The sequence below is a fragment of the Gardnerella washingtoni genome, from assembly GCF_049262705.1.
Taxonomy (GTDB): Bacteria; Actinomycetota; Actinomycetes; order Actinomycetales; family Bifidobacteriaceae; genus Bifidobacterium; species Bifidobacterium vaginale_D.
In genome coordinates, this window is sequence record NZ_CP058398.1 from 602483 (window position 1) to 626158 (window position 23676).

Here is a 23676-nt window from a genome sequence, read left to right on the forward strand (position 1 = left end):
AAATATGTCAAAAACAGTGTTATTAAACAACTCAAACAATTAAATAAAATTTAGAAAGGTTAACGATTATGAATACTCGCTTATTCTTAGATATTCAAGCAATTCAAACAGTTCCTCCGTGCAATATGAATCGCGATGATGCTGGTAGTCCAAAGACTGCACAATACGGTGGTGTAACCAGAACGAGAGTAAGCTCTCAGTGCTGGAAGCACTCAATGCGCGAATATTTCAAGGAGCACAGTGGAGATTCTAATGTAGGTGTACGAAGCAAAAACATTGTTAAGTATGTCGCAGATAAAATCATTACATTAAAACCAGAATTATCTGAACAAGAAGCATTAGATTTAGCAAATAAAACGTTAAATAATGCTGGTGTTAAGACTAAAACAGATAAAGATGAAATAGTACCTACGGCAAAAGCTTTATTCTTCCTAGGTGAAATTCAAGCGAATGCTTTAGCGCAGGCAGCGATAAATGATGTGACTGACAAGAAGCAGCTGCAGGAAATTTTGAAAGATAATCCAGCTATTGATATTGCGTTATTTGGTCGCATGCTAGCGGATGACCCATCGCTTAATGAAGATGCTTCTTCACAAGTTGCTCACGCAATTTCTACTCACGCGGTTCGTGCTGAATTTGATTACTACACAGCCGTTGATGATTTATCTCCGGATGATAATGCTGGAGCAGGAATGCTGGGCACAATTGAATATACTTCTTCAACACTATATCGTTACGCAAATGTTGCGGTACACGAGTTGGTTCATCAATTAGACGATAACAAAGAATCTACGATTAATGCCCTTAAGCTTTTTATTGAAGCTTTCACTAATGCTATGCCTACTGGCAAAGTAAATACTTTTGCTAACCAAACTTTACCGCAAATGCTGGTAGTAACGTTGAGAGATGACAGGCCGGTGAATTTAGTTAGCGCATTTGAGAATCCGGTAAAAGCTAAAGATGGATATGTCTCAAAATCTATCGAGAAACTATCTCAAGAATACGAGAAGGTTCAAAAATTTGTTCATAAGCCGCTTGCCTCATTCTATGTAACAATGAACTCTTCGGATGAAGAACTTAAATTAGGGGTAGCGGAAGCCAGTATGCAGCAATTATTGGATGATTTTTCTGCCAAAGTCACTGAATTACTTCAGTAAATTCCTCGATAAATAACACTTATTGATTGATGCCTAGTGTTTAACAGTTAGGAAGCTTATGAAAAGTTTATTACTGAAGTTTTCTGGACCCTTGCAATCATGGGGGACTGATTCTCATTTTGAGACTCGTCACACTGATTACTATCCTTCTAAAAGTGCTGTAATTGGCATGATTGCTGCAGCTTTCGGGTATAGAAGAAGTACTGATTGCGATGAAGAGATTACAAAGCTTAATGATTTAGATTTTGCGGTACGGGTCGACCAACAAGGAAACTTGCTTAGAGATTATCATATTGCCGCAAAATATAAATCTAATGGTGATTTTGAAAGAAACTACGTAACAAACCGGTATTATCTTGAAGATGCCATTTTCCTTGTTGCTTTAGGTTCGGATAATGAAGAACTTATTGACAATATTGGTGATGCGTTGCGTTCCCCATATTTTCAATCCAGCTTAGGCAGGAGATCGTTACCGCCTACAGCTGACCTTATTTTAGGCGTAGAAGATTGCGGAGTAATTCAAGCGTTACTAACGCATGAGTGGCTTGCAAATGAGTGGGGTAGAAGACGAGTTAAAGTTTCTGTATTATCGAGAGGCTTAGAATCTACGGAAGAATCAAGTAAATCACTTAATTCTGGCTTTGTGCCTTTATACGCTGATGCTGATTTGATAGATAAAGCAGCAGAAGAATTAAAAAAAGAAGATATTGATACTTATAGAATCCAGTCGTCGGTTCGTAAGTTACGCAAGGATTACGTTAATTCTTTCTCAAATAAAGAAAGGAAATTCGGGTTCCGGTACGAATCGAAAATTGAGATACCTATTGAACGAATTCGTCGCAATATGCCAAATTTGCAAAATGTTCGATCAGATAATAGTTATTTAAAAGTTCATAGAACCTTTAATGTTGAACACGATGCGTTTTCTGGGTTGGAGGCGTAGATGACTTACTTAAGTAGGGTTGAAATTGACTTTCAAAAGTATAAATCGCAAATGGATCTTAAATCGGTGGGCGCTTTCCATAATTGGGTTGAGCAAAGTTTTCCAGATGAATTTGTAGATCATGAGCGAAGTCGTAAGTTGTGGCGTGTGGACGTTTTACAAGGGAAACAGTATTTGCTTGTAGTAAGCGACAATAAGCCAGATTTGCAACGTTTAGAGATGTATGGGGTCGCAGGGACTGCAGTAACAAAGAGTTATGACAAGTTTCTAGAGCAGTTAAAAGATGGTATGAGAATGCAATTTCGTGTGACACTTAACCCTGTTGTTTCTATTTCGGATACTGATGAAACTCGCACTACTAGAGGTAGAGTAGTACCGCATGTTACTTATGATCAGCAGATGAATTTCTTGCTTAAACGTGCGCAAAAATTAGGATTTGTGCTACGAGACGACGAATTTACTATCGTTGAACGTGGGTACAGTTTGTTTACCAAATCAAAAAAGCCTATTCGATTAAGTAGAGTCACGTATCAGGGTGTGTTAACTATTAACGATGCTGATACCATGCGCAAAACGTTAATTGAAGGAATCGGCAAGAAAAAAGCGTATGGATTTGGCATGATGACACTTATTCCTATTGGTTGATCAGTTGTAAGACCTATATGTTGAGTTCATAAAGGCTGTGACAGCATGAAAGAGAAATGTGGCGCAAAGAAAGCTGAGCTTCAGGAGCTTCCTAGAATAGGTGATCGTGTAAGCTTCATATATGTTGAGCATGCAAAAGTCAATCGTCTTGATAGTGCTGTTACAGTCTTTGATGCTTTGGGAACGGTAAGAATTCCAGCTGCCATGATTGGTGTTTTGTTTTTAGGACCTGGAACAGAGATTACCCATCGTGCAATGGAACTTTTAGGAAACGTTGGTGCGAGTGTGGTTTGGGTAGGTGAGCACGGTGTAAGAAATTATGCTCACGGCAGAGCGTTGTCTAGAAGCTCAAGGTTCTTAGAAAAGCAAGCAAAACTTGTTACCAATACGAGGTTTCGATTATGTGTTGCTAGAAAAATGTACCAGATGCGTTTTCCTAATGAAGATGTAAGTGCTTATACGATGCAACAATTGCGAGGTAGAGAAGGAGCGAGAGTAAGAACTGTATATAGAAAAATGTCGGCAAAATATGATGTTCCTTGGGAAGGTCGTGAATACGATATTGACAATTTTGAAGATGGAACTATTGTCAATCAGGCGTTATCTGTAGGTAACGTATGTCTTTATGGTTTAGTGCATAGCATAATTTCGGCGCTTGGGCTTGCTCCAGGATTAGGTTTTGTACATACTGGTCATGATCTTTCGTTTGTGTATGACGTAGCTGATTTGTATAAAGCGGAATTAACAATTCCTGCTGCGTTTGAGATTGCCTCGTTATATGAAAATGATGATAACATTGAGCGATTAATGCGACTAAAAATGCGCGATTGTTTCGCAAGTAGCAATATTATGGCTCGAATTGTTCGAGACATACAGAATCTACTTGATGTGCCAGTGGATGAACAGATAACGGTTGATGTAATACACCTTTGGGACGATAAAGAACGTTTAGTTGCCTCTGGCGTAAATTACAGTGAGGTGCACTGATATGCCGCTAACTGTAATAACAATGACAAATTGTCCCTCATCTTTGAGGGGAGATTTGACTAAATGGATGCAAGAAATCGCAACAGGTGTTTATGTTGGCAATTTTAATAGTCGTATTCGTGAAGAATTGTGGAAGCGTATCGAAAATACTGTTGGCAGCGGATCTGTAACCATGAGTTTCACTGCACAAAATGAAATAGGCTACGATTTCAAGACGATACATTCACACCGTGAAGTGTGTTATTTTGATGGATTACCTTTAGTGCGTGTTCCGTCAAGTGATACCTTGGAAAGTGACTTACAGTACGGTTTCAGCGATGCTGCACATTTTCATAATGCTAAAAAGTTCGCAAATATCAGGCATAAAAGGAACTTTGAAATTTCTATTGATAGTGATGAAAATGAGTTCAAAGCTGAAAATGTAAGTTCTTCAATTTGTAATACTATTGCGCAAACCAAGAAAACTATCACCAACAATGATGAAATGGTGTGTGACAGTTATTGCAGTTATTGGAAGGAATATGTTGGTAAAACAAGTAAAAATTTTGTTGTTATAGATTTTGAAACCACTGGATTAGATAGCAGGATTCATAAAATTATTGAAATGGGAGCAGTGAAATTTGTAGATGGAGAAATTGAAGAATTTCAAACTCTCATAAATATTTATAATAATGATGATAGTTTTATTGGAGGCTGTTGTCAAAGTTCGGATAATAATAGTTTATTGCCTAATGAAATTATTAAACTGACTGGTATTACACAAGATATGCTTGAATCTGACGGCGTAAGTATATCTGTGGCAATAATAAAATTTATTGAATTTATCGGTAAACTGCCGATAGTGGGATACAATGTCCCGTTTGATTTGGCGTTCTTAAATGCTGCAGTATTGTCGAGCGGTAAAGAATCTGGTATCTCTTTTTCAGGGAATAGGGTTATTGATATTTCGCGTTTTATAAAAAAAGAAAGAATGTTTTTGCAAAATTATAAATTGGAAACAGTGTTGCGTGAATATGATGTGGCTGAATCAGTGCCCCATAGAGCATTGACTGATGCTAGATTAACGGCGCGGCTTGTTTTTAGAGTAAAAGGATTGCTAAAGTTTCTTTCATAAGAGTATAATCTCATCGTGGCGCTCAAAGTGATGAGTTTGCTTTGAAAAGTAAATAGATTTGGTTGTTTCTTTTTGAAGATGTGGCTATTTTATTGGGATTTTTAAGTGTCTTTCCCGCATACGCGGGGGTGATCCTGAGAAAGAAATAGCAGTTTTTGCCAAATAGGGCGTCTTTCCCGCATACGCGGGGGTGATCCTATAGAGAATGTAAGGAAAACGAGCGAAAGCTCGTCTTTCCCGCATACGCGGGGGTGATCCTATAAGACGCAGAGCATTAGCCTATTACGACACGTCTTTCCCGCATACGCGGGGGTGATCCCCCTATTTCGCGCATTACAAGGTAAAACTCGTAGTCTTTCCCGCATACGCGGGGGTGATCCTTTGACGAAGAGTCTGTCTTGTTCTTCAGAGTAGTCTTTCCCGCATACGCGGGGGTGATCCCCGTGCGAGTATAGTTAAGACCGTCAACAACAAGTCTTTCCCGCATACGCGGGGGTGATCCTCTATCAACCAAAAACCGCGGAAGAATGGAACAGTCTTTCCCGCATACGCGGGGGTGATCCTGATGTGCGTTTTATGCGTGCATTGTGCAAAAGGTCTTTCCCGCATACGCGGGGGTGATCCTGCTGCTGTATGATGGCGCCAGCTGGACGTGTCGTCTTTCCCGCATACGCGGGGGTGATCCTCACTCATCGCGCATCGGCTCCTGGTACTCTAGGTCTTTCCCGCATACGCGGGGGTGATCCTTGAATTCTACAAGGATGGCGACGCGACGATTAGTCTTTCCCGCATACGCGGGGGTGATCCTACCATTGGTTGGCTTTCTGACGGTCAGTAAGGGTCTTTCCCGCATACGCGGGGGTGATCCCTGTGGAATGCGCTTCACGTTCTGCACCATCAAGTCTTTCCCGCATACGCGGGGGTGATCCCAAAACCGTAGGAACAATCAGCATCCGCAAAGGGTCTTTCCCGCATACGCGGGGGTGATCCTTGAGCAGACGCCAGAAGAATACTTGACGGCTCGTCTTTCCCGCATACGCGGGGTGATCCTCATGCGATTGTCTGCGTTTTTTGAATCCTTAAGTCTTTCCCGCATACGCGGGGGTGATCCTTCGTTATTAAGTTCCCGCCATGCGTCGTTTGCGTCTTTCCCGCATACGCGGGGGTGATCCTCTCATCGACCGAATCCACGCACAATGCTGTGTGTCTTTCCCGCATACGCGGGGGTGATCCTGCGAAGGATGCAAAGCACACAAAGGCTTATGCGTCTTTCCCGCATACGCGGGGGTGATCCTTTGCTGCGACTTTTGCTATCTGGTTTTGTTGAGTCTTTCCCGCATACGCGGGGGTGATCCCGCCTAGACCACTTCACACACCCCCTACGCACCGTCTTTCCCGCATACGCGGGGGTGATCCCGACAGCGCCTTCTACTACGCGGTAATACACAAGTCTTTCCCGCATACGCGGGGGTGATCCCGTCGTGTCAACAATCTGCACCGCGTCACCAACGTCTTTCCCGCATACGCGGGGGTGATCCTCTGCCCTAGTACTACACAGCATTGTGCGTGGAGTCTTTCCCGCATACGCGGGGGTGATCCCACACCGTATTCAACATTGCTATGGGATAACAGGTCTTTCCCGCATACGCGGGGGTGATCCCTGGGTTAAATAGAAACCGAAAAGAAAAGCGGAGTCTTTCCCGCATACGCGGGGGTGATCCCAAGGACGACAAGGAAGCTCGCCCTTTGCGCCAGTCTTTCCCGCATACGCGGGGGTGATCCTTATTGACGCGGCACGTGAAGTTTTTGAAGCCTGTCTTTCCCGCATACGCGGGGGTGATCCTGACATGCATTTTATGCGTGCTTTATGCAAAAAGTCTTTCCCGCATACGCGGGGGTGATCCCGTCTATGCTGATTGGCTTGGGGTCAGCTGGATGTCTTTCCCGCATACGCGGGGGTGATCCCAAGAGCTTTTTCCAAATCGGGCGAATCATACGGTCTTTCCCGCATACGCGGGGGTGATCCCAAGCTTTCCAGCTTCTTTAATAAGTTCGCGTAGTCTTTCCCGCATACGCGGGGGTGATCCTAAAGTATGTGACAATATTGTCGCATACTGATATAACGAATCTGTTGCCTATCTCTTCGGAGGATATGGAAGTTGGAGCCGGAATTGCCTGAGTATCTTGGGCGCCGGCTCCTGCGATATCTAGAGTCATGTGCCAAATGCGAAACATCGTTAATATCTCAGCTAATGAACTGAGCTAGTAACGCTGATTAGTCAAACACTGTTAAAAACTCAGCTAATGAACTGAGAAAATAACACTCACAACCCAAGCACCATTAATATCTCAGCTAATGAACTGAGTTAGTAACGGTTTTACTACGGAAGACCTCGCTTGCGTTGAAATCACAGCGTATTTTAAACGCTTAAGCAAATTTTGTACTCTGAAAAATCTTGAAATGCACTATGCAATTTTAAGATTTCATCGTGCTTCCTAAGTGGGGACAACTTGTCCCCATGTAACTACTTGTGTGCGCGTTTGATTGTGCCCCCGACGCGGGGACAACCTGTTATATATCGCAGCTTGGGGGGGGGGTGACCAGTTTCAGCTTGTCACTTTCCGCTTACACGTTTATGTTGACGGTTTGTGATTACATAGTTATAGATATGAAATATTTAGCAATTGAACCCCGGCTTTGGCTGGGGTTCATTGCGTATAAGAGAAAATGCGAATGATATTGAGAAATAATATCGTTTCAATATTTTAGGGGAGGCTTAATAAGTGCATAATCATAACGGTGCAACTTCAACTAGCGGCATTGATTCGCATTCAAGAAGTGCCAATTCCAACGTAAATAACGTCAAGGTGAATGCCACCAACGTAAATAACGTCAAGGTGAATGCCACCAACGCTAACGCAGCTTCCCAGGCGGCAGCAATCCACGCAAGTCACACCCATCAGCATCGACTACTTCTTACTCTTTCTCTTACTTCAATCGTATTTTTTGCAGAAGTAATCGGCTCTTTCCTCACAAATTCTCTTTCGCTTCTTATTGATGCTGGCCACATGCTTACGGATATTTCCGTTCTTGCAGCTTCAACGGTTACAGCAGTTCTTATGCGTCGTCGTCCAAGTAGCAAGCGCACGTGGGGTTGGGCTCGTCTTGAGGTTATTACTGCTGCCGCAGGTGCTCTTATTTTGCTAATTGTTGGCGTATATGCTCTTGTTGAGGCTGGAATGCGTCTTTTTGGAAGTGGTCACCAAGGAATTCACGATGTAAATCAGCTGCTTTTCTTTGGTATTCTAGGCCTTGCTGCAAACCTTGCTTCGCTTGTAATTCTTATGTCTCAATCTCAAGACAATATGAATATGCGAGCTGCCTTCCTTGAAGTTATGAATGACGCTTTAGGCTCTGTGGCGGTTGTAATCTCTGCAATCGTTATGATGAGCACTGGTTGGGCAGGTTTTGATGCTCTTGCCGGCGCGATTATTGCTATTCTTATGATTCCGCGCGCGCTGAAGTTGCTCAAGAATGCTGTTAAGGTTCTTCTTGAGCAGACTCCGGAAGGTCTTGATTTAGATAAAGTACGTGAGCATTTGGAGCATGTGCCGCATGTTCTTGCTGTTCATGATTTGCACGCAAGTACTGTTTCTACTGGCATGCCAATTTTTATGGCTCATGTTGTTGTGGATCCTAACATGACTATGGCTCAATGTGCTCAGGTGCTTTCGCAGCTTCAGGATTGTTTACGTGAGCATTTTCCGGTTTCTGTTTCGCATACTACATTCCAGTTGGAACCTGAAGGCTATACCACTTCTAGTTCTTCTGAGCATCACGAGTAATAGTTTAAAGCATTTAGCTATTATTTAATTGTATTGCAATCTGTGTTGCATTCGTTTTTTGAAGTAAAGTGGAAGTATGCCTTTAAAAGAATTAATTGATAATCCGCACAGTGAGCGCGTGCGTAGACTTGTAGCGTTAGGCAGAGGCAATTCGCATGATTTTAAGCGTTTTTTGGTTGAAGGTCCGCAAAGCGCGCGTGAAGCCGTTCGTTACGCTTCAGATTCAATAAGTGATATTTACGTTATTAAAGAAGCTTGCATAAGTAACAAAGAAGAAACTAATCAATTTTCTTCTTTGCAGGCAATTATTAAAGAAGCGTTATCTAAGGACTTATACGTTCATCCTGTTGAATCTAGTATTATGCAAAAAATTAGTGCAGATTCGCAAGGAATTGTTGCTGTTGCGGATTCGCGATTTTTGAATGATTGGTACCTAAGTGAGTTTCAAAATTTGCAAGAATCTTCTCATGCAAACAGTAGTACTAACCCTCTTTTAATTGCAGCTTGCTGGCAAGTAAGAGATCCTGGTAACGCTGGTGCGATTATTCGTGTTGCGGATGTAGCAGGCTGCGATGCTGTTGTTTTTGTGGATGATTGTGTAAGTCGTTGGAATACTAAGTTAGTGCGTTCTACTACAGGATCGCTCTTCCATCTTCCTGTAGTGCAGTTAAGTGTTCAAGATTGGTTTGACTACGCTAAAAAGGCGAATATTCGCGTTATTGCAGCAGATATTTATGGAACTGATCAGCTAAAACCTGTGCCTTTTCCAAAGATCCTCGCAAGTGAGGAGCTTACTAGCAATTCTTTAGCTCTACTATTCGGTAATGAGGCTAGAGGATTACCTCAAGGCGTATTGCAGCAAGTTGACGATATTTCAATAATCCCAATCTATGGAAAAGCAGAATCAATGAATCTTGCAACAAGCGCTGCAGTGATGCTCATGGGCTTGGCTATGTCGAGTCATGCGCGAAAAATATAGGACTGAGCGGTATTTTGGAATAGTATATATACAGATGTGTGTATACGCATAACACAGATAGGAAGGGTGCTGTGACCGATAATAAGCCATTCGATGTGAAAGCGGTAACTCAAGCAGTCAACGAAGGTATTGCTCGTGCTGCTGCTGCTCAAACCATGGATGAATTGAAGGCGGTAAAGACTCAGTACGCTGGTGCGCAGTCGGTGATGACTGTTGCAAGTAAATCTATTGGTTCGCTACCTGCGGATCAAAAGAAGGAAGTTGGCAAAGTTATGTCAGCATTGCGTGCTGATTTTGGCCGTGCGTTTGCTGCTGCTTCTGAGCGTATTACAGTTGCTGAAGAGGAGCGTATGCTTTCTGCTGAAACAGTAGATATGACACTTCCAGTGAATCGTAAACCGTTGGGAGCACGTCATCCTATTGCCAGAATTATCGAAGATTTTGAAGACTTCTTTGTTTCGATGGGTTGGCAAATTTCTGCAGGTCCTGAGGTGGAAACTGAGTGGTTTGATTTTGATGCGTTGAATTTTGGTCCAGATCATCCTGCTCGTCAAATGCAAGATACTTTCTATGTGCAAGGTAACCAAGCGAAGGATGCTGCAGGTTTTGTTGGTTCAAACATGGTTCTTCGTACGCAGACTTCTTCGGATCAGGTTCGTGCTCTTATTGAGCGTGGTGTGCCACTGTATATTGCTTCTCCTGGTCGTGTGTTCCGTACTGATGAACTTGATGCGACTCACACTCCAGTATTCCACCAGTGTGAAGCTTTGGCTGTAGATAAGCATTTAACTATGGCTGATTTGAAGGGTGTTCTTGACCGTTTGGCTGTTGCAATGTTTGGTCCGGAAGCTAAAAGTCGTTTGCGCCCAAGCTACTTCCCATTTACTGAGCCGAGTGCTGAGCTTGATTTGTGGTTCCCTGATAAGAAGGGCGGTCCAGGCTGGATTGAATGGGGTGGCTGTGGAATGGTTAACCCTAATGTGTTGAAGTCTGCAGGTTTAGATCCGCAGGTTTACACAGGCTTTGCGTTTGGTGTTGGCTTGGAGCGTACTTTGCTGCTACGTCACGATATTAACGATATGCATGATTTGGTTGAAGGCGATAAGCGCTTCAGTGAACAGTTTGTAATGGGGGAGTAATACTCATGCCAATGGTAGATATTGACTGGCTTAAAGATCATGTTGAAGTGCCAGAAGGTTTAACGTACGAGCAGCTTGCTAAAGATTTGGTGCGCGTAGGTCTGGAAGAAGAAGAGATTCATACTTCTCAAGTTACCGGTCCGATTGTCGTAGGTTACGTAGTGGATGCAACTCCTGAGCCGCAGAAAAATGGTAAAACTATTAATTGGTGCCATGTTGATGTTGGTGAAGAATATAACGATGTCGATGAGAACGGTAAGAAAGTTCCTCGTGGCATTATTTGTGGCGCTCCAAATATGGCTGCTGGTGAAAAGGTTGTAGTCACACTTCCTGGTGCCGTGCTTCCTGGCGATTTCAAGATTGAGCCTCGCAAAACTTATGGCCACATTTCTAACGGCATGTGTGCTTCTGAGCGTGAGCTTGGTTTAGGGGATAGTCATAACGGCATTATTTTGTTGCGTGAATATGGCTTCTCTAAAGCTGAATATGATGCTTTGAAGCCTGGTGATGATGCTATGGAGTTGCTGCATCTCAATAAGCCAATTTTGGAAATAAATATTACTCCGGATCGTGGGTACGCTTTCTCGTATCGTGGTGTTGCTCGTGAATATCATCACTCAACTGGCGCATCGTATACGGATCCTGTCATAGCGTTGAATGAGCAAGCTAAAAAGGTAATGGAAAACGAAGGACATAAAACTGCTGATGTTGAGGTGAGTGTCGAGGATACAAACCCAATTCATGGTGTTCCTGGGTGTGATCGTTACTATGCTCGTGCTGTACGTGGTTTTGATGCTGCTTCGCAGAGTCCTCGTTGGATGCAACGTCGTTTAACGCGTGCCGGCATGCGTGGCATTTCGCTTGCTGTTGATGTTACTAATTACGTTATGCTTGACTTAGGTCAGCCTTTGCACGCTTACGATTTAGATAAGATTGAGGAACCGATTGTGGTTCGTCGTGCACATGCTGGTGAGCATCTAACTACGTTAGATGGTAAAGATCGTGAATTGCATGTTGAAGATTTAGTGATTTGTGATTCGCCTCATGGAAGCCATGGATCTCGTGTGCTCGGCTTAGCTGGTGTTATGGGTGGCATGTACGGCGAAGTCACGAGTGAAACCAAAAATATTTTGCTTGAAGCGGCTCATTTTGATCCTGTGTCGATTGCTCGTACTGCTCGACGCCATAAGCTTCCTTCTGAGGCTTCTCGTCGTTTTGAGCGCGGTGTTGATACTGATTTGCAACCTGCTGCAGTGCAGATGGCTGCAAACCTTTTGGAGAAGTTTGGTAATGCTCAGCCGTCTTCGTCTCCTCGTGATATTAACAATACGCAGACGCGCAATGTGATTGTGTTTAAAGCGGATGAAGTGAAGCGTGTTGCTGGTCTCGATATTGATTTGAACCGCATAAGTGACATTCTTACAGATATCGGCTGTTCTGTTGCTGGTGGTGGTAACGGTTCATTCTCTATACTTCCTCCAACATGGCGTCCAGATTTGAATGAGCCTTGTGATTTGGTCGAAGAGATTGCCCGTTTAGTTGGTTATGATGAGATTCCTGTTAAGGTTCCAGCAGTTCCTGTTACTGGTCGAACTGGTTTAACTGCTGAGCAGGCGACTCGTCGTGCTATTGCCTACGAGTTAGCAGAAACTGGACTTGTTGAATCCTTAAGCTACCCGTTTGTAGGAGAGGATGATATTAAAGCTTTCCGTCAGGATGTAGATGAAGTTGCTGAAGTAAGTGTTCGTATTGCTAATCCATTGGCAGGCGATCGTCCTTGGCTTCGTCGATCTGTTCTTATGACATTAGCTGGTACTGTTCGTCGTAATCTTCGTCGTGGCTTAACTGATATTTCTATGTATGAGCTTGGTCATGTGTATTTCAGTGATCCAAATGCTCCTGCTATTCCTGCATTGCCTGGTTCAGTGCGACCATCTAATGCTGATCTTGCTGCTTTAGATGCCGGTTTGCCGCAGCAACCTTTACATGTTGCCGCGTTACTTACCGGTCATGCTGAAGAAACTGGTTGGCTTGGCACACACCGTGATGTTGATTGGAGTGATGCTGTTGAAGCACTTCAACGTGTGGGCAAACGAATTGGTGTTCGTTTTGTGCTTAACCAGTTTGAAGCTAAAGAAGCACCATCTTCATGGCATCCTGGTCGTAGCTCTCAGGTTTGTATTGTTGCAGAAGATGGTTCTTGTGTAGATCTTGGTGTTGTTGGCGAATTGCATCCTCACGTGTGTGATGCTTTAGATTTGCCTAAGCATTCAGCTGCTTTTGAGCTTGATTTGACAGCATTGTTTGACAATATGTCAATGAAGCCGGTGCAAGCAAAACCAATTTCGACTTTCCCTCCAGTAAAACAAGATTTTGCTTTTACAGCACCTGTTACTTTGAAAGCAGAAGTTTTACAATCTGCCATTGAGCGTGCTGCTGGAGATTTGCTTGAATCAGTTGAGTTGTTCGACGTGTACGAGGGTGAGCAACTTGGTGAAGGTTTGCGCTCTCTTGCTTACTCTGTAACGTTTAGAGCTGCAAATAGAACGCTTTCTGGTGATGAGATGGATGCAGTTCGTAAGCTGATTACGAAGTCTGCTGCTGAATTGCAGGCAACTTTGCGCGCATAAGCTCATCACATGATATATAGTGCGACTGTACAATCGCGATATGATGGTTGTGCAGTCGCACTATGCTATTATTTTCGTTTTAATTTTTATGCTTGGTTGGTACTGATTGTTCCGTATGAAAACAAGTTGGTACGAGAGAATATATAATTTTGTGAGTAGAGAAAATATGTGTAAGAAAAAACACATAAATAAGTGTTATAACATGTAGATATTTATGCGCGCAGTCGTATATATTTGATGAGAAATGTTTTTTCTGAAAGGTTTTATAGAGAACTATGACGAATCCAAAAATGGATGTTGAAAAAAACACTAGTGATGATGTTGCTGCAAAGCAGCAGCGTCCTGCTACGAAAGCTGCGCGTTTAAATGCTATTGAACAAGCGCTATTGTCTGAAGTAATTACTTCACAGTCGCAGCTTGCTAAAGTGCTTGCTCGTCACGGTTTTGAAGTTACTCAAGCTACGTTAAGTCGTGATTTAGATGAAATAAATGCTGTTAAAATACGTTTAACGGATGGCAGGATTGCTTATGTGCTGGGTGATGGTACGGGGAACCGTCACGCTATGGACACTGTTCGTATAGATCAGCAGGTCGCGCGCACATTGGCTGGTCTTGTTACAGAAGTTGGTCATGCGAATAATATAGTGGTGATTCATACTCCATCTGGTGCAGCACAGTATGTTGCTAGTGTTATAGACCGTCAACCTTTAAAAGGTATTTTGGGATCAGTTGCTGGAGATGACACAGTTATTATGGTTTGTGTGTCAAATGAAGAGGCTAAAGATCGAGCTGATTGGATGTTGACAGTAGCGTCTCGTTAAGTGTGGAATATTGCTGGGGAAGAAAGCAGTTTAATTAGTTGTAGGTACAGTTACAAAATAAAGAATAAAATCTGCGAGCGTACACAGTGCATTGATAAGCTGTGTGCGCTTTTTTATGTATAAATATTATTGCACTAACTTTTAAAATATTCTCATAAAACTTTGTAAAAAAACAGATCTTAACATTTTTTATATATCTATTGATTTTATCTAGAGTGTATAATATGCTCTGTATTGTTTAATTATACAAAGCGGCCTAGGAGGTCACGATGAATAGTAACAAGCGCATTGTTCTAGCATATTCAGGCGGTTTGGATACATCTGTAGCAATTCCATATTTGAAAGAACAAACAGGTCAAGATGTTGTAGCTGTTTCTCTTAATGTTGGTCAAGGTGGAGAAGCTCTTGATACGATTAAAAAGCGTGCATTAGCGTGTGGTGCTGTTGAATCATATGTTGTTGATGCTCGTGAAGAATTTGCTCATGAATACTGCATGCTTGCTTTGAAAGCAAATGCAATGTATGAAGATGTGTATCCACTGGTATCTGCTTTGTCTCGACCACTTATCACTAAACATTTAGTAAAAGCAGCACACGAATTTGACGCAGATACGATTGCACACGGTTGCACTGGTAAAGGTAATGATCAAGTTCGTTTTGAAGTCGCAATTCAATCTTTAGACCCAGACTTAAAAGCTATTAGTCCAATTCGTGACTTGTCACTTACTCGAGATGTTGAGATTGCTTTTGCGAATGATCACAAGCTTCCAATTACTCAGAGTAAAAAAAGCCCATACTCTATTGATCAAAATGTGTGGGGTCGTGCAATTGAAACAGGTTTCCTAGAAGATCCATGGAACGCTCCAACTGAAGAATGCTATTCTTATACGCAAAATCCTATGGAATCTCAAGAGCCGGATGAAGTAACAATCACATTCGAAAAGGGCATTCCGGTTGCAATCGACGGGCATGACGTAACGCCTTTGCAAGCAATTGAAGAAATGAACGCAAGAGCTGGCGCACAGGGAATTGGTCGAATTGACATTATTGAAGATCGTTTAGTTGGCATTAAATCTCGTGAATTATACGAAGTGCCAGGTGCTCAAGCATTAATCACAGCACATCAGGAGCTTGAAAATTGCTGTCTAGAACGTGAGCAGCACAGATTGAAGCGTTCTCTCGACAAAAAGTGGGCAGAATTTGTATACGACGGTCAATGGTTCTCGCCAGTTGTGCGTTCGTTGAATGCGTTTATTAACGAAACTCAAGAGCATGTATCTGGCGATATTCGTATGACTATGTTCGCTGGAAAGGCTGTTGTTACTGGCCGTCGCTCTAAAGAATCTTTATATGACTTTAACTTAGCTACTTACGATTCTTCCGATACTTTTGATCAACGTGCATCCAACGGTTTCATTGAAATCTACGGATTGTCTAGCAAGGTTGCTGCAGCTCGTGACATGCGTGTTGCAAATAGTAACTAATAAGCACACCTGAACAATAATAGAGAAGCAATTAAATTATTAATGCGAGGTAATAATGACCATGCACGATGCAACCAACAATACTAATCATCCCATCGCACTATGGGGAGGTCGCTTTAGCTCAGGCCCTTCCAAAGAGCTTGCAGCATTGAGCAAATCAACACAGTTTGATTGGCGTTTAGCTGATGATGATATTGCAGGATCGCGTGCTCATGTGCATGCGTTGCATCGTGCAGGTTTATTAACTGAAGAAGAGTATACGAATCTTTGCGAAGCTTTAGACGAACTGCAAAAACGTGTTGATAATGGAACTTTTGCACCTATTGAGGAAGATGAAGATGAAGCTACTGCTTTAGAGCGTGGTCTGCTTGAAATTGCAGGGAATGAGCTTGGTGGAAAGCTTCGAGCTGGACGTTCTAGAAATGATCAAATTGCTGCGCTTATACGCATGTTTTTGCGCAGACATGCTCGACTGATTGTGAACTCGTTGCTTTCAGTTTGTAATGCTTTAGTAAAACAATCTAAAGATGCAAAAGATGCTGTCATGCCAGGGCGCACTCATATGCAACACGCTCAGCCGATTTTACTAGCACACCAGTTAATGGCTCACGTTTGGCCGTTACTTCGTGATATTCAGCGACTTATCGATTGGGATTTGCGTGCAAATGAAAGCCCGTATGGAGCAGGTGCTTTAGCTGGTAACACTCTTGGTCTTAGTCCAGAAGAAGTCGCCAAAGAACTTGGTTTTGCTAAAGTTTGTGCAAATTCTATTGACGCCACAGCGAGCCGAGATATTGTTGCAGAATTTTCATTTATTGCAGCAATGATTGGAGTAGATATTTCTCGCTTAAGTGAGGAAATTATTATTTGGAATACTCAAGAATTTGCGTTTGTGCGATTGGACGACGCTTATTCAACCGGTTCTTCAATCATGCCTCAAAAAAAGAATCCGGATATTGCAGAGCTTGCTCGCGGTAAAGCAGGTCGACTCATAGGTGATTTAACTGGATTAATGGCAACTCTCAAAGGTCTCCCTACAGCTTATGCTCGCGATTTACAGGAAGATAAAGAAGCTGTTTTTGATCAAATTGATACGCTAGAAATACTGCTTCCAGCATTTGCAGGAATGATAGAAACTATGAAATTTGATATCAAGCGTCTTCGTGAGCAGTCTGCAACTGGTTTTGCACTCGCTACCGATATTGCAGAGTGGCTTGTAAAACAGGGCGTTCCTTTCCGAGAAGCGCATACATTGTCGGGTCAGTGTGTGAAGCGTGCTGAAGAAATTGGTGGGGATCTTGCCGATTTAAGCGATGCTGATTTCGCAGCTATTTTAGATAAATTTATTCATTGCACTAGCCTTGGTGAGCTTAGAAAAGTACTTTCTAGCGACGGCTCTGTGGCATCTCGCTGTGGTAGAGGTGGTACTGCATTCGTTCGCGTAAAAGAACAGATTGGTGAAGCGGAAAGTTTAGTAGAGCATTACTCACATTTTGCCGATTCAATAAGTGATGGATGCGCATATCATACTCCTACAATTTTGTAAAATTTTTAAGAATTGCATTATTAACTGAATAAATATTGTGTCGAATACAAGGTCATACAGTATTCGGCACATGCTTATTAAGCGTGTCGCCCTGTGCTGCAAAAATTGAAAAGCTTGTGGACGCATGTAGCGCCCGATATTTTCGGTAATTTTTGCACTAAGGAGATACGAATGGCTCAAGTCAGGAATTACAAAGAAGCTGGATTCACTTCTTTGTTTGAAGAGCTGAAGTGGCGTGGATTAATTTCACAATCTACCGACGAGCAGCAGCTTGCTCAAGCGCTTGACGGAGAACCATTAACGTATTATTGCGGCTACGATCCTACTGCTGCTTCTTTGCATATTGGTAATCTTGTGCAGCTTATTAATATGCGTCATTTGCAGGCTGCAGGTCATCATCCTATTGCTTTAGTTGGCGGTGCTACTGGTTTGATTGGTGATCCTCGTCAAAGTGGTGAGCGTACGCTTAATTCAAAAGATATTGTGGCTGGATGGGCTGAACGTTTGCGCAAGCAGATTGGTCGTATTTTGCCGCTTGATGGTGACAATCCTGTTCGTTTTGTCAGCAATTACGACTGGGTTTCTAAAATGTCGGCTATTGACTTCTTGCGTGATGTTGGTAAAAACTTCCGCGTTGGCACCATGCTTGCTAAGGATATTGTGGCTCGTCGTTTAAATTCTGACGAAGGTATTTCTTTCGCTGAGTTTAGTTATCAGGTTTTGCAAGGCAACGATTTCTTGTACTTGTTTGATAACTACAATGTTACTTTACAACTTGGTGGCTCAGATCAGTGGGGTAATCTCACTTCTGGCATGGATTTGATTCGTAAGGTTCGTGGAGCTTCAGTAAACGTATTTACTAGCCCTATTATTACCGATAATCAGGGTCGTAAGTTTGGTAAGTCCGAAGGCAATGCCATGTGGCTTGATCCTTCTATGCTTAGCCCTTATCGCTTCTACCAGTTCTGGTTTAATCAGCCAGATGATGAGGTTGTTAAATTACTTAAAGTGTTCACGTTCTTACCAAAAGATGAAATTGAGCGTTTGGCTCAACAAATTCAGGATGATCCTGGAAGCCGCGAAGCTCAGCGTGTGCTTGCTTGGGAAGTTACCAGTTTTGTGCACGGAGAAGATGTGACGAATCAGGCGATTGCAGCTTCTAGCGCGTTGTTCGGTAAGGGTGACTTAACTGAAATTGACGAGCAAACTCTTGAAGCTGCTTTAGACGGAGTTAAAGTTAAGGCAGAAGATGGTAGCTTAGAATTTGCAAAATCTTCTAACGGTACTCGCGTTGTAGAAGCTGCTGTTGCTGCGGGATTGTTCCATACTATTTCTGAAGCCCGTCGTGCTATTGAAGCTGGCGGCTTGTATGTAAACAATGAACGAGTTAGCAGTGTTGATGATGTATTAGATGACCATGCTTTCTTACATAATCGTTTTGCTTTACTGCGTCGTGGTAAGAAGGCTATTGGTGCTGTAGAGCGCGCTTAGTACGCGTTTATGATTATTTGAAATACGTCTGTTGTAAGCTGGTTGAATGCTGTATGCTATACCTTGCTTACAACAGACGTTTACTGATGTTAAAAATATAGTATAAATGTGATTTTTAGGTAAATCGCAAATGAATGAGAGGTATGCCGGCATGGGCGAAGAGCACGAACACTCGCGGAGTGGTAAAAAGTCTTTTGGTGAACGTGGTGGATTTAACCATCGTAATGGTGCTAAAAGTGGTGAGCGTCGTGGTGGATTCCATAAGGATGGTTTCCATAAGAGTGGTTTTAAGAAAAGTGGATTCCGCCATCATGATGATGAGCGTGGTGAGTTTCGTTCTGGTGTAGGTCGTGATGGAGAGCGTCATTTCAATCGTCACAATGATCGTAGAGATGACTACAAGGAAAATCGACATGACGGTTATCGTAAAGACGGTTTTAAGAAAAGTGGATTCCGATCTGAGAACCGTGATGGAGAGCGCCGTTTTGATCGCAATCGTCGCTTTGATCGTCGTGATGACCGTCGTTCTAAAGACTTTGAGCGTGCTGGCGAAGAAGGTGGCAATCCACGTTACAAGAAGTTTGATGGTGAGCGTCGTTTTGACCACCGTGACAATCGTAATAATGATCGTCGTGATGACCGTCGCAATAATTCTCGCGGCGGTGAATTCCATAAGGACTTCCACAAAGGTGCTAAAGGTGGATTCCGCGACGATCGCAGAGATAATCACCGTGATGACCGTCGAGATGATGAGCGTCGTTTTGACCGTCACGATGCCCATAAAGATAATGATCGACGCACCAATTCGCATAATAGCTTCCGTTTTGACAACGGTCCTCGACGTAATTCTGATGGTACTGTTTCATATCCGTCACAAAATCCTTACACTGCACGTCGCCCAGGTGAGCCTAAGATGCCAAAAGGTTTGGAATGGGCAATGCTTTCTAAGGAAGATCGAGAACGCTTGCGCGGTTTATCTAAAGAGCATGCGGAAAATATTGGTCTTCATATTCTTGCAGCTTACGTACTTGAAGAAGAAAATCCTGATCTTGCTTTAGAACATGCAAAATGGGCAGCTAAGCAGGCTTCTCGCATTGATTTTGCTCGAGAAACGTTAGCATTTGTTTCTTATCGTCAAGGTGATTACAAGCTTGCTGCTAAAGAATTTCGCACTGCAATGCGCATGAACGGTTATCTTGATTATCTGCCGTTTATTGCAGACTGTGAACGTGGTATGAATAATCTTGACAAGGCTTTAGAAATTTGCATGTCTGATGATGCTAAATCCTTAAGAGGTGAAGTAAAAGCTGAAATGTTCCTCGTGTATGCGGGTGTTTTGGCTGATATGAACCATATTGATAAGGCCATTGATTTAGTTCATGCAATGGGTCGTTCCAAAGGTTTGCCAGGTGAATATCGTATGCGTGCTGTTCAGGCTGAGCAGTATTTCTTAGAAGAAGCCGGCAGAAGTGAAGATGCAGTTGAATTAGAGTCTTTGCTTGATAATCTTGAGCAGCAATACGCTGATGTTGACGATGAAGACATGAATCCAGATGATATCGTTATTGACTATGATTTGGAACATGTAAATGACGATATGATGGATGAAATCGGTGTTAGTGAAGATGACGCTCAATTTGCTCCTGAAGAAGATTCTGATAATTATGATGCTGAAGATGCAAATGATGCTGAAGATGCAATCAACGATATAGAAGATGAAGAATCTGAAGAAGATCATACAGATCAAAATGATGCTGATAATACTGACACCATCGAAATGAGTACAGTGAAATCAGACGAAAATCAGTCAGATGAACAGTAGCAAATAAATATTAACAAAATCAAGCGCCCGGCTGCTATTAAAGTATGCCGGGCACTTCTTACTTGTAATGAAACTATTAACAACATTCTTATAATAATCTTGAATATAGTGAGCAAATATATAAACGTAAGTAAGGTGATTTGAAATGCAATCTAGTATGAGAACGAATTTTTCCTTAAGTGCGCTTCCATTAAGTGAAGCTTTTCACTTGTCACTACTTGATTTAGATGGCGTAGTGTATCGCGGAGGGAACGCGGTAGAGTATGCGGTTGAAGCAATAGAATGCGCACAAAAACACGGTATGTCTATTGAATACACGACTAATAATTCTTCTCGTTTTCAAGCTGTTGTAGCAAAACAGTTGGAAAGTTTTGGTCTTACTGTAGAACCTTGGCAGATTATTACGTCTTCCGTAGTAGCAGCTCGCATGGTTGCTCGACATGTTAAACATGGTGCGCGTGTGTTGGTACTTGGTGCAGAACATTTACGTGAAGAAGTTGAACGTGCTGGATTGCAGCCGGTAAACTCATGTGAAGAGAATCCAGATGCTGTAATTCAGGGTTGGTATCCGCAGATGACTTGGCAAGAAATGGCAGAAGTTGCTTTTGCAGTAGAACATGGAGCTCAATATTTTGTTACCAATCGTGATTTGACTATTCCTAGAGAACTTGGTATTGCTCCAGGTTGTGGTTCCATGATCCAAGCTGTTATTAATGCTACAGGCGTTGAACCGGTTGCATCTGCTGGAAAACCAGAATCTGCAATGTATGATGAAGCACGGTTTTTGGTTGCTGCAAATGCTCGCCATAGTGACTTTGAATCTCAAGAGTATACCGAAAAAGACGAATTTGGTAATCCTGTAATAAGTATTTCGCGCTCATTGGCAGTAGGGGATCGTTTAGACACTGATATTGAAGCTGGTACTCGGGGTGGGTATGCCTCTTTGTTGGTGCTTACGGGAGTAACTGATCCGCATATGCTTATGCTTGCGCCAAAGCATTTGCGTCCAAGTTTTGTATCGAAAGATTTGCGTGGATTAAATGAAACTCATAATATGCCGAAGCACATAGATGAGCGCACCTTTACATGTGGTAATGCAAAAGCTCAGCTCATTGAGAATTGTACTATCGAAGTCAATGATGCTAGCGATTGTGACGCTTTACGAGCTGCTTGCGCATTAGCATGGAGCTTACAAGATAGTGGTGAACTCATGGACAAGTATACGCTTCCGGAGTTTTCGTTATGAACTTCAATGAAGACTTAGTCAAATCTACTCATTCTTCTACTTCTCAACGTTTAGATTGTGTTCTCGTAAGTCGTGGTTTAGTAGCAAGTAGAACAACAGCGCAGCGTTTAATTCGCGCTGGTGCTGTAAGTGTCAATAATCGCATTGTCGTAAAATCATCATTGTTAGTAAATAATTTAGAAGAAATATGTATTGCGAAAACTAAAAATGCTGATTCCTGTCTTAACTATGTTTCTCGCGGTGCGCTTAAACTAAAAGGTGCTTTTGATGCGTTTTCTGCTTACGGACTGTCAACAAATGAATCAACTCAAGCATTAGATATTGGTGCTTCAACCGGAGGATTCTGCGATGTTCTTTTGCAACGAGGTGTTCAGTCAATTATTGCGCTCGATGTTGGGCATAATCAACTGCACCCCAAAATCGCGAATAATCCTCATATTATCGAGATGAGCGGTGTAAATATTCGTGACGTTTACCAGGAAGACATGCCGTACAAGCCAAATCTTATTGTTTCTGATGTCTCTTTCATTTCGCTTACGCTAGTTATTCCAGTAATCGCACGTATCGCAGCATCTCAAGCAGATGTTGTGTTACTTGTTAAACCACAATTTGAAGTCGGTAAAGGAAATCTTGGCAAAGGCGGAATTGTAACTGACGAAACTTTACGATTTAAGGCTTTAGAAACAGTAAAAGCTTGTGCTGAAGACCATAATTTAACGATTATTGCAACAGAAAAATCTCCAATAGAAGGCACTCACGGCAACGTAGAGTACTTACTGTACTCACGATTTGCTGCATAAGCATACAATGTAAGTAATTTTCGTAATATGTAGTGTAACACTTACAATAGTTACAGTTATACTTAAATGGTACGAAGGGGCTGTGCAATGTCGGAATGTTTCGCAAATGACACTGCTTCAAAGGTTCGACGCGCTCTTGTAGTGACTCATGCGAGACTTGATAGTAACAGTGCTGTAGTCAACCAAGTTACGTCGCAACTAACTCATGCAGGTTTTTTGGTTGACATTTTTCATAGTGCTGCTGTATCTGATTTTGCGCAACAGCCTGCTCGCATAGTTAATGAGCAAACGGAAATAGTTGTGGTACTTGGGGGAGACGGTACCATGCTTCAGGCTGCAGAATTAGTACATTGTATGCCTGTGCCAATTATTGGCATCAATTTAGGACATGTCGGCTTTCTAGCAGAATTTGAAAGCTTCCAAATCGACGAGGCGATTCGCAGAATTGCTAGCAAAGATTATTCTATTAATCACCGTATGGAAGCGCATGTAGACGTGTGGCTACCTGGCGCATCTGAACCTTTAAGCGATTGGGCGTTGAATGATATTACGCTTGATCGCGCAGACAGAGGTCGTATGGTAGAACTATCAATTCGCGTTGATGATGTAGAAATGTCATCGTTTGGCTGCGATGGCGTTATTGTATCAACGCCTACTGGTTCCACAGCGTATGCGTTTTCCGCAGGAGGACCAATTATGTGGCCAGATGTAGAAGCTCTACAATTAGTGCCATTAGCAGCTCATGCGCTCTTTGCAAGACCATTAATTATTGGTGCAGGTTCTACTTTTACTATTGATATTCTTGAGGAATCGTCGTCAGGCGGTTGGATTTGTTGCGATGGTAGACGACAGCGTGCACTTCCACAAGGATCGCGTATTCAAGTGCGACAATCTAAAGATGAATTATTGTTAGCGCGTCTTTCTGGAGCGCCATTTACTCAGCGCTTAGTTACAAAATTTGATTTACCGGTAGTAGGATGGCGCGAACAGCGAAATGGCAATGTATTGCGTCAGCAGTAGTTGACT

General features: G+C 42.5%; 17 protein-coding genes and 2 CRISPR repeat arrays. All 17 genes read left to right on the plus strand.

Features of this window, described 5'->3' with window-relative positions:
• The first annotated feature begins 68 nt into the window (after positions 1–68).
• The 17 genes from cas7e to HXT28_RS02340 all read left to right on the plus strand — a co-directional run bounded on the left by cas7e (position 69) and on the right by HXT28_RS02340 (position 23670).
• Complete coding sequence (gene cas7e / locus HXT28_RS02260; protein ID WP_016637268.1) at positions 69–1157, plus strand: type I-E CRISPR-associated protein Cas7/Cse4/CasC; 1089 nt, start codon at positions 69–71, stop codon at positions 1155–1157.
• Between the two features lie 58 nt (positions 1158–1215).
• Positions 1216–2100 (plus strand): type I-E CRISPR-associated protein Cas5/CasD, encoded by an 885-nt coding sequence (gene cas5e / locus HXT28_RS02265; protein WP_422113607.1) that lies wholly within the window; start codon positions 1216–1218, stop codon positions 2098–2100.
• Positions 2101–2745, plus strand: a complete 645-nt coding sequence (cas6e, locus tag HXT28_RS02270) for a type I-E CRISPR-associated protein Cas6/Cse3/CasE (protein WP_016637270.1) — start codon at positions 2101–2103, stop codon at positions 2743–2745.
• Between the two features lie 45 nt (positions 2746–2790).
• On the plus strand, positions 2791–3732 hold the full coding sequence (cas1e, locus tag HXT28_RS02275) for a type I-E CRISPR-associated endonuclease Cas1e (RefSeq protein WP_016637271.1): 942 nt from the start codon (positions 2791–2793) through the stop codon (positions 3730–3732).
• 1 nt (position 3733) lies between these two features.
• Positions 3734–4846 (plus strand): type I-E CRISPR-associated endoribonuclease Cas2e, encoded by a 1113-nt coding sequence (gene cas2e / locus HXT28_RS02280; RefSeq protein ID WP_032814457.1) that lies wholly within the window; start codon positions 3734–3736, stop codon positions 4844–4846.
• Positions 4847–4953: 107 nt separating this feature from the next.
• Positions 4954–5837: direct repeats of the CRISPR family, unit length 28 nt; unit sequence GTCTTTCCCGCATACGCGGGGGTGATCC.
• A 92-nt stretch (positions 5838–5929) separates the two neighbouring features.
• Positions 5930–6933: direct repeats of the CRISPR family, unit length 28 nt; unit sequence GTCTTTCCCGCATACGCGGGGGTGATCC.
• 811 nt (positions 6934–7744) lie between these two features.
• Positions 7745–8692 (plus strand): cation diffusion facilitator family transporter, encoded by a 948-nt coding sequence (locus HXT28_RS02285; protein WP_016637273.1) that lies wholly within the window; start codon positions 7745–7747, stop codon positions 8690–8692.
• A 76-nt stretch (positions 8693–8768) separates the two neighbouring features.
• Positions 8769–9671 carry a TrmH family RNA methyltransferase gene (locus HXT28_RS02290; RefSeq protein ID WP_422113608.1) on the plus strand — a complete coding sequence of 301 codons (903 nt, stop codon included), beginning with the start codon at positions 8769–8771 and terminating at the stop codon, positions 9669–9671.
• Between the two features lie 71 nt (positions 9672–9742).
• On the plus strand, positions 9743–10810 hold the full coding sequence (pheS, locus tag HXT28_RS02295; RefSeq protein WP_032814455.1) for a phenylalanine--tRNA ligase subunit alpha: 1068 nt from the start codon (positions 9743–9745) through the stop codon (positions 10808–10810).
• Positions 10811–10815: 5 nt separating this feature from the next.
• Complete coding sequence (pheT, locus tag HXT28_RS02300) at positions 10816–13440, plus strand: phenylalanine--tRNA ligase subunit beta (RefSeq protein ID WP_016637276.1); 2625 nt, start codon at positions 10816–10818, stop codon at positions 13438–13440.
• 275 nt (positions 13441–13715) lie between these two features.
• Complete coding sequence (locus HXT28_RS02305; protein WP_016637277.1) at positions 13716–14261, plus strand: arginine repressor; 546 nt, start codon at positions 13716–13718, stop codon at positions 14259–14261.
• 269 nt (positions 14262–14530) lie between these two features.
• Positions 14531–15745: an argininosuccinate synthase gene (locus HXT28_RS02310; protein ID WP_016637279.1), complete on the plus strand. Its 1215-nt coding sequence runs from the start codon at positions 14531–14533 to the stop codon at positions 15743–15745.
• 55 nt (positions 15746–15800) lie between these two features.
• Positions 15801–17291 carry an argininosuccinate lyase gene (gene argH, locus HXT28_RS02315; RefSeq protein ID WP_422113609.1) on the plus strand — a complete coding sequence of 497 codons (1491 nt, stop codon included), beginning with the start codon at positions 15801–15803 and terminating at the stop codon, positions 17289–17291.
• A 171-nt stretch (positions 17292–17462) separates the two neighbouring features.
• Positions 17463–18782 (plus strand): tyrosine--tRNA ligase, encoded by a 1320-nt coding sequence (gene tyrS, locus HXT28_RS02320; RefSeq protein WP_064347551.1) that lies wholly within the window; start codon positions 17463–17465, stop codon positions 18780–18782.
• 151 nt (positions 18783–18933) lie between these two features.
• Positions 18934–20604: a tetratricopeptide repeat protein gene (locus HXT28_RS02325; RefSeq protein WP_064347548.1), complete on the plus strand. Its 1671-nt coding sequence runs from the start codon at positions 18934–18936 to the stop codon at positions 20602–20604.
• A 145-nt stretch (positions 20605–20749) separates the two neighbouring features.
• The gene (locus tag HXT28_RS02330) at positions 20750–21850 is read left to right on the plus strand and encodes an HAD-IIA family hydrolase (RefSeq protein ID WP_016637897.1); all 1101 of its coding nucleotides are present in this window, start codon (positions 20750–20752) and stop codon (positions 21848–21850) included.
• Positions 21847–22650: a TlyA family RNA methyltransferase gene (locus HXT28_RS02335; RefSeq protein ID WP_016637284.1), complete on the plus strand. Its 804-nt coding sequence runs from the start codon at positions 21847–21849 to the stop codon at positions 22648–22650. Before HXT28_RS02330 ends, HXT28_RS02335 begins: the two co-directional genes overlap by 4 nt.
• 87 nt (positions 22651–22737) lie before the next feature.
• A complete protein-coding gene (locus HXT28_RS02340) occupies positions 22738–23670 on the plus strand; it encodes an NAD kinase (RefSeq protein ID WP_016637285.1) in 933 nt (310 codons plus the stop codon).
• The last annotated feature ends 6 nt before the right edge of the window (positions 23671–23676 follow it).

Excerpts from the sequence above, each read along its gene's own strand:
- cas1e (WP_016637271.1), top strand. The coding sequence starts at position 2,791 with ATGAAAGAGAAATGTGGCGCAAAGAAAGCTGAGCTTCAGGAGCTTCCT.
- HXT28_RS02330 (WP_016637897.1), top strand. The coding sequence starts at position 20,750 with ATGCAATCTAGTATGAGAACGAATTTTTCCTTAAGTGCGCTTCCATTA.
- HXT28_RS02290 (WP_422113608.1), top strand. The coding sequence starts at position 8,769 with ATGCCTTTAAAAGAATTAATTGATAATCCGCACAGTGAGCGCGTGCGT.
- HXT28_RS02335 (WP_016637284.1), top strand. The coding sequence starts at position 21,847 with ATGAACTTCAATGAAGACTTAGTCAAATCTACTCATTCTTCTACTTCT.
- argH (WP_422113609.1), top strand. The coding sequence starts at position 15,801 with ATGACCATGCACGATGCAACCAACAATACTAATCATCCCATCGCACTA.
- HXT28_RS02325 (WP_064347548.1), top strand. The coding sequence starts at position 18,934 with ATGGGCGAAGAGCACGAACACTCGCGGAGTGGTAAAAAGTCTTTTGGT.
- cas5e (WP_422113607.1), top strand. The coding sequence starts at position 1,216 with ATGAAAAGTTTATTACTGAAGTTTTCTGGACCCTTGCAATCATGGGGG.
- tyrS (WP_064347551.1), top strand. The coding sequence starts at position 17,463 with ATGGCTCAAGTCAGGAATTACAAAGAAGCTGGATTCACTTCTTTGTTT.
- pheT (WP_016637276.1), top strand. The coding sequence starts at position 10,816 with ATGCCAATGGTAGATATTGACTGGCTTAAAGATCATGTTGAAGTGCCA.
- HXT28_RS02340 (WP_016637285.1), top strand. The coding sequence starts at position 22,738 with ATGTCGGAATGTTTCGCAAATGACACTGCTTCAAAGGTTCGACGCGCT.
- cas6e (WP_016637270.1), top strand. The coding sequence starts at position 2,101 with ATGACTTACTTAAGTAGGGTTGAAATTGACTTTCAAAAGTATAAATCG.
- cas2e (WP_032814457.1), top strand. The coding sequence starts at position 3,734 with ATGCCGCTAACTGTAATAACAATGACAAATTGTCCCTCATCTTTGAGG.
- cas7e (WP_016637268.1), top strand. The coding sequence starts at position 69 with ATGAATACTCGCTTATTCTTAGATATTCAAGCAATTCAAACAGTTCCT.
- HXT28_RS02305 (WP_016637277.1), top strand. The coding sequence starts at position 13,716 with ATGACGAATCCAAAAATGGATGTTGAAAAAAACACTAGTGATGATGTT.
- HXT28_RS02310 (WP_016637279.1), top strand. The coding sequence starts at position 14,531 with ATGAATAGTAACAAGCGCATTGTTCTAGCATATTCAGGCGGTTTGGAT.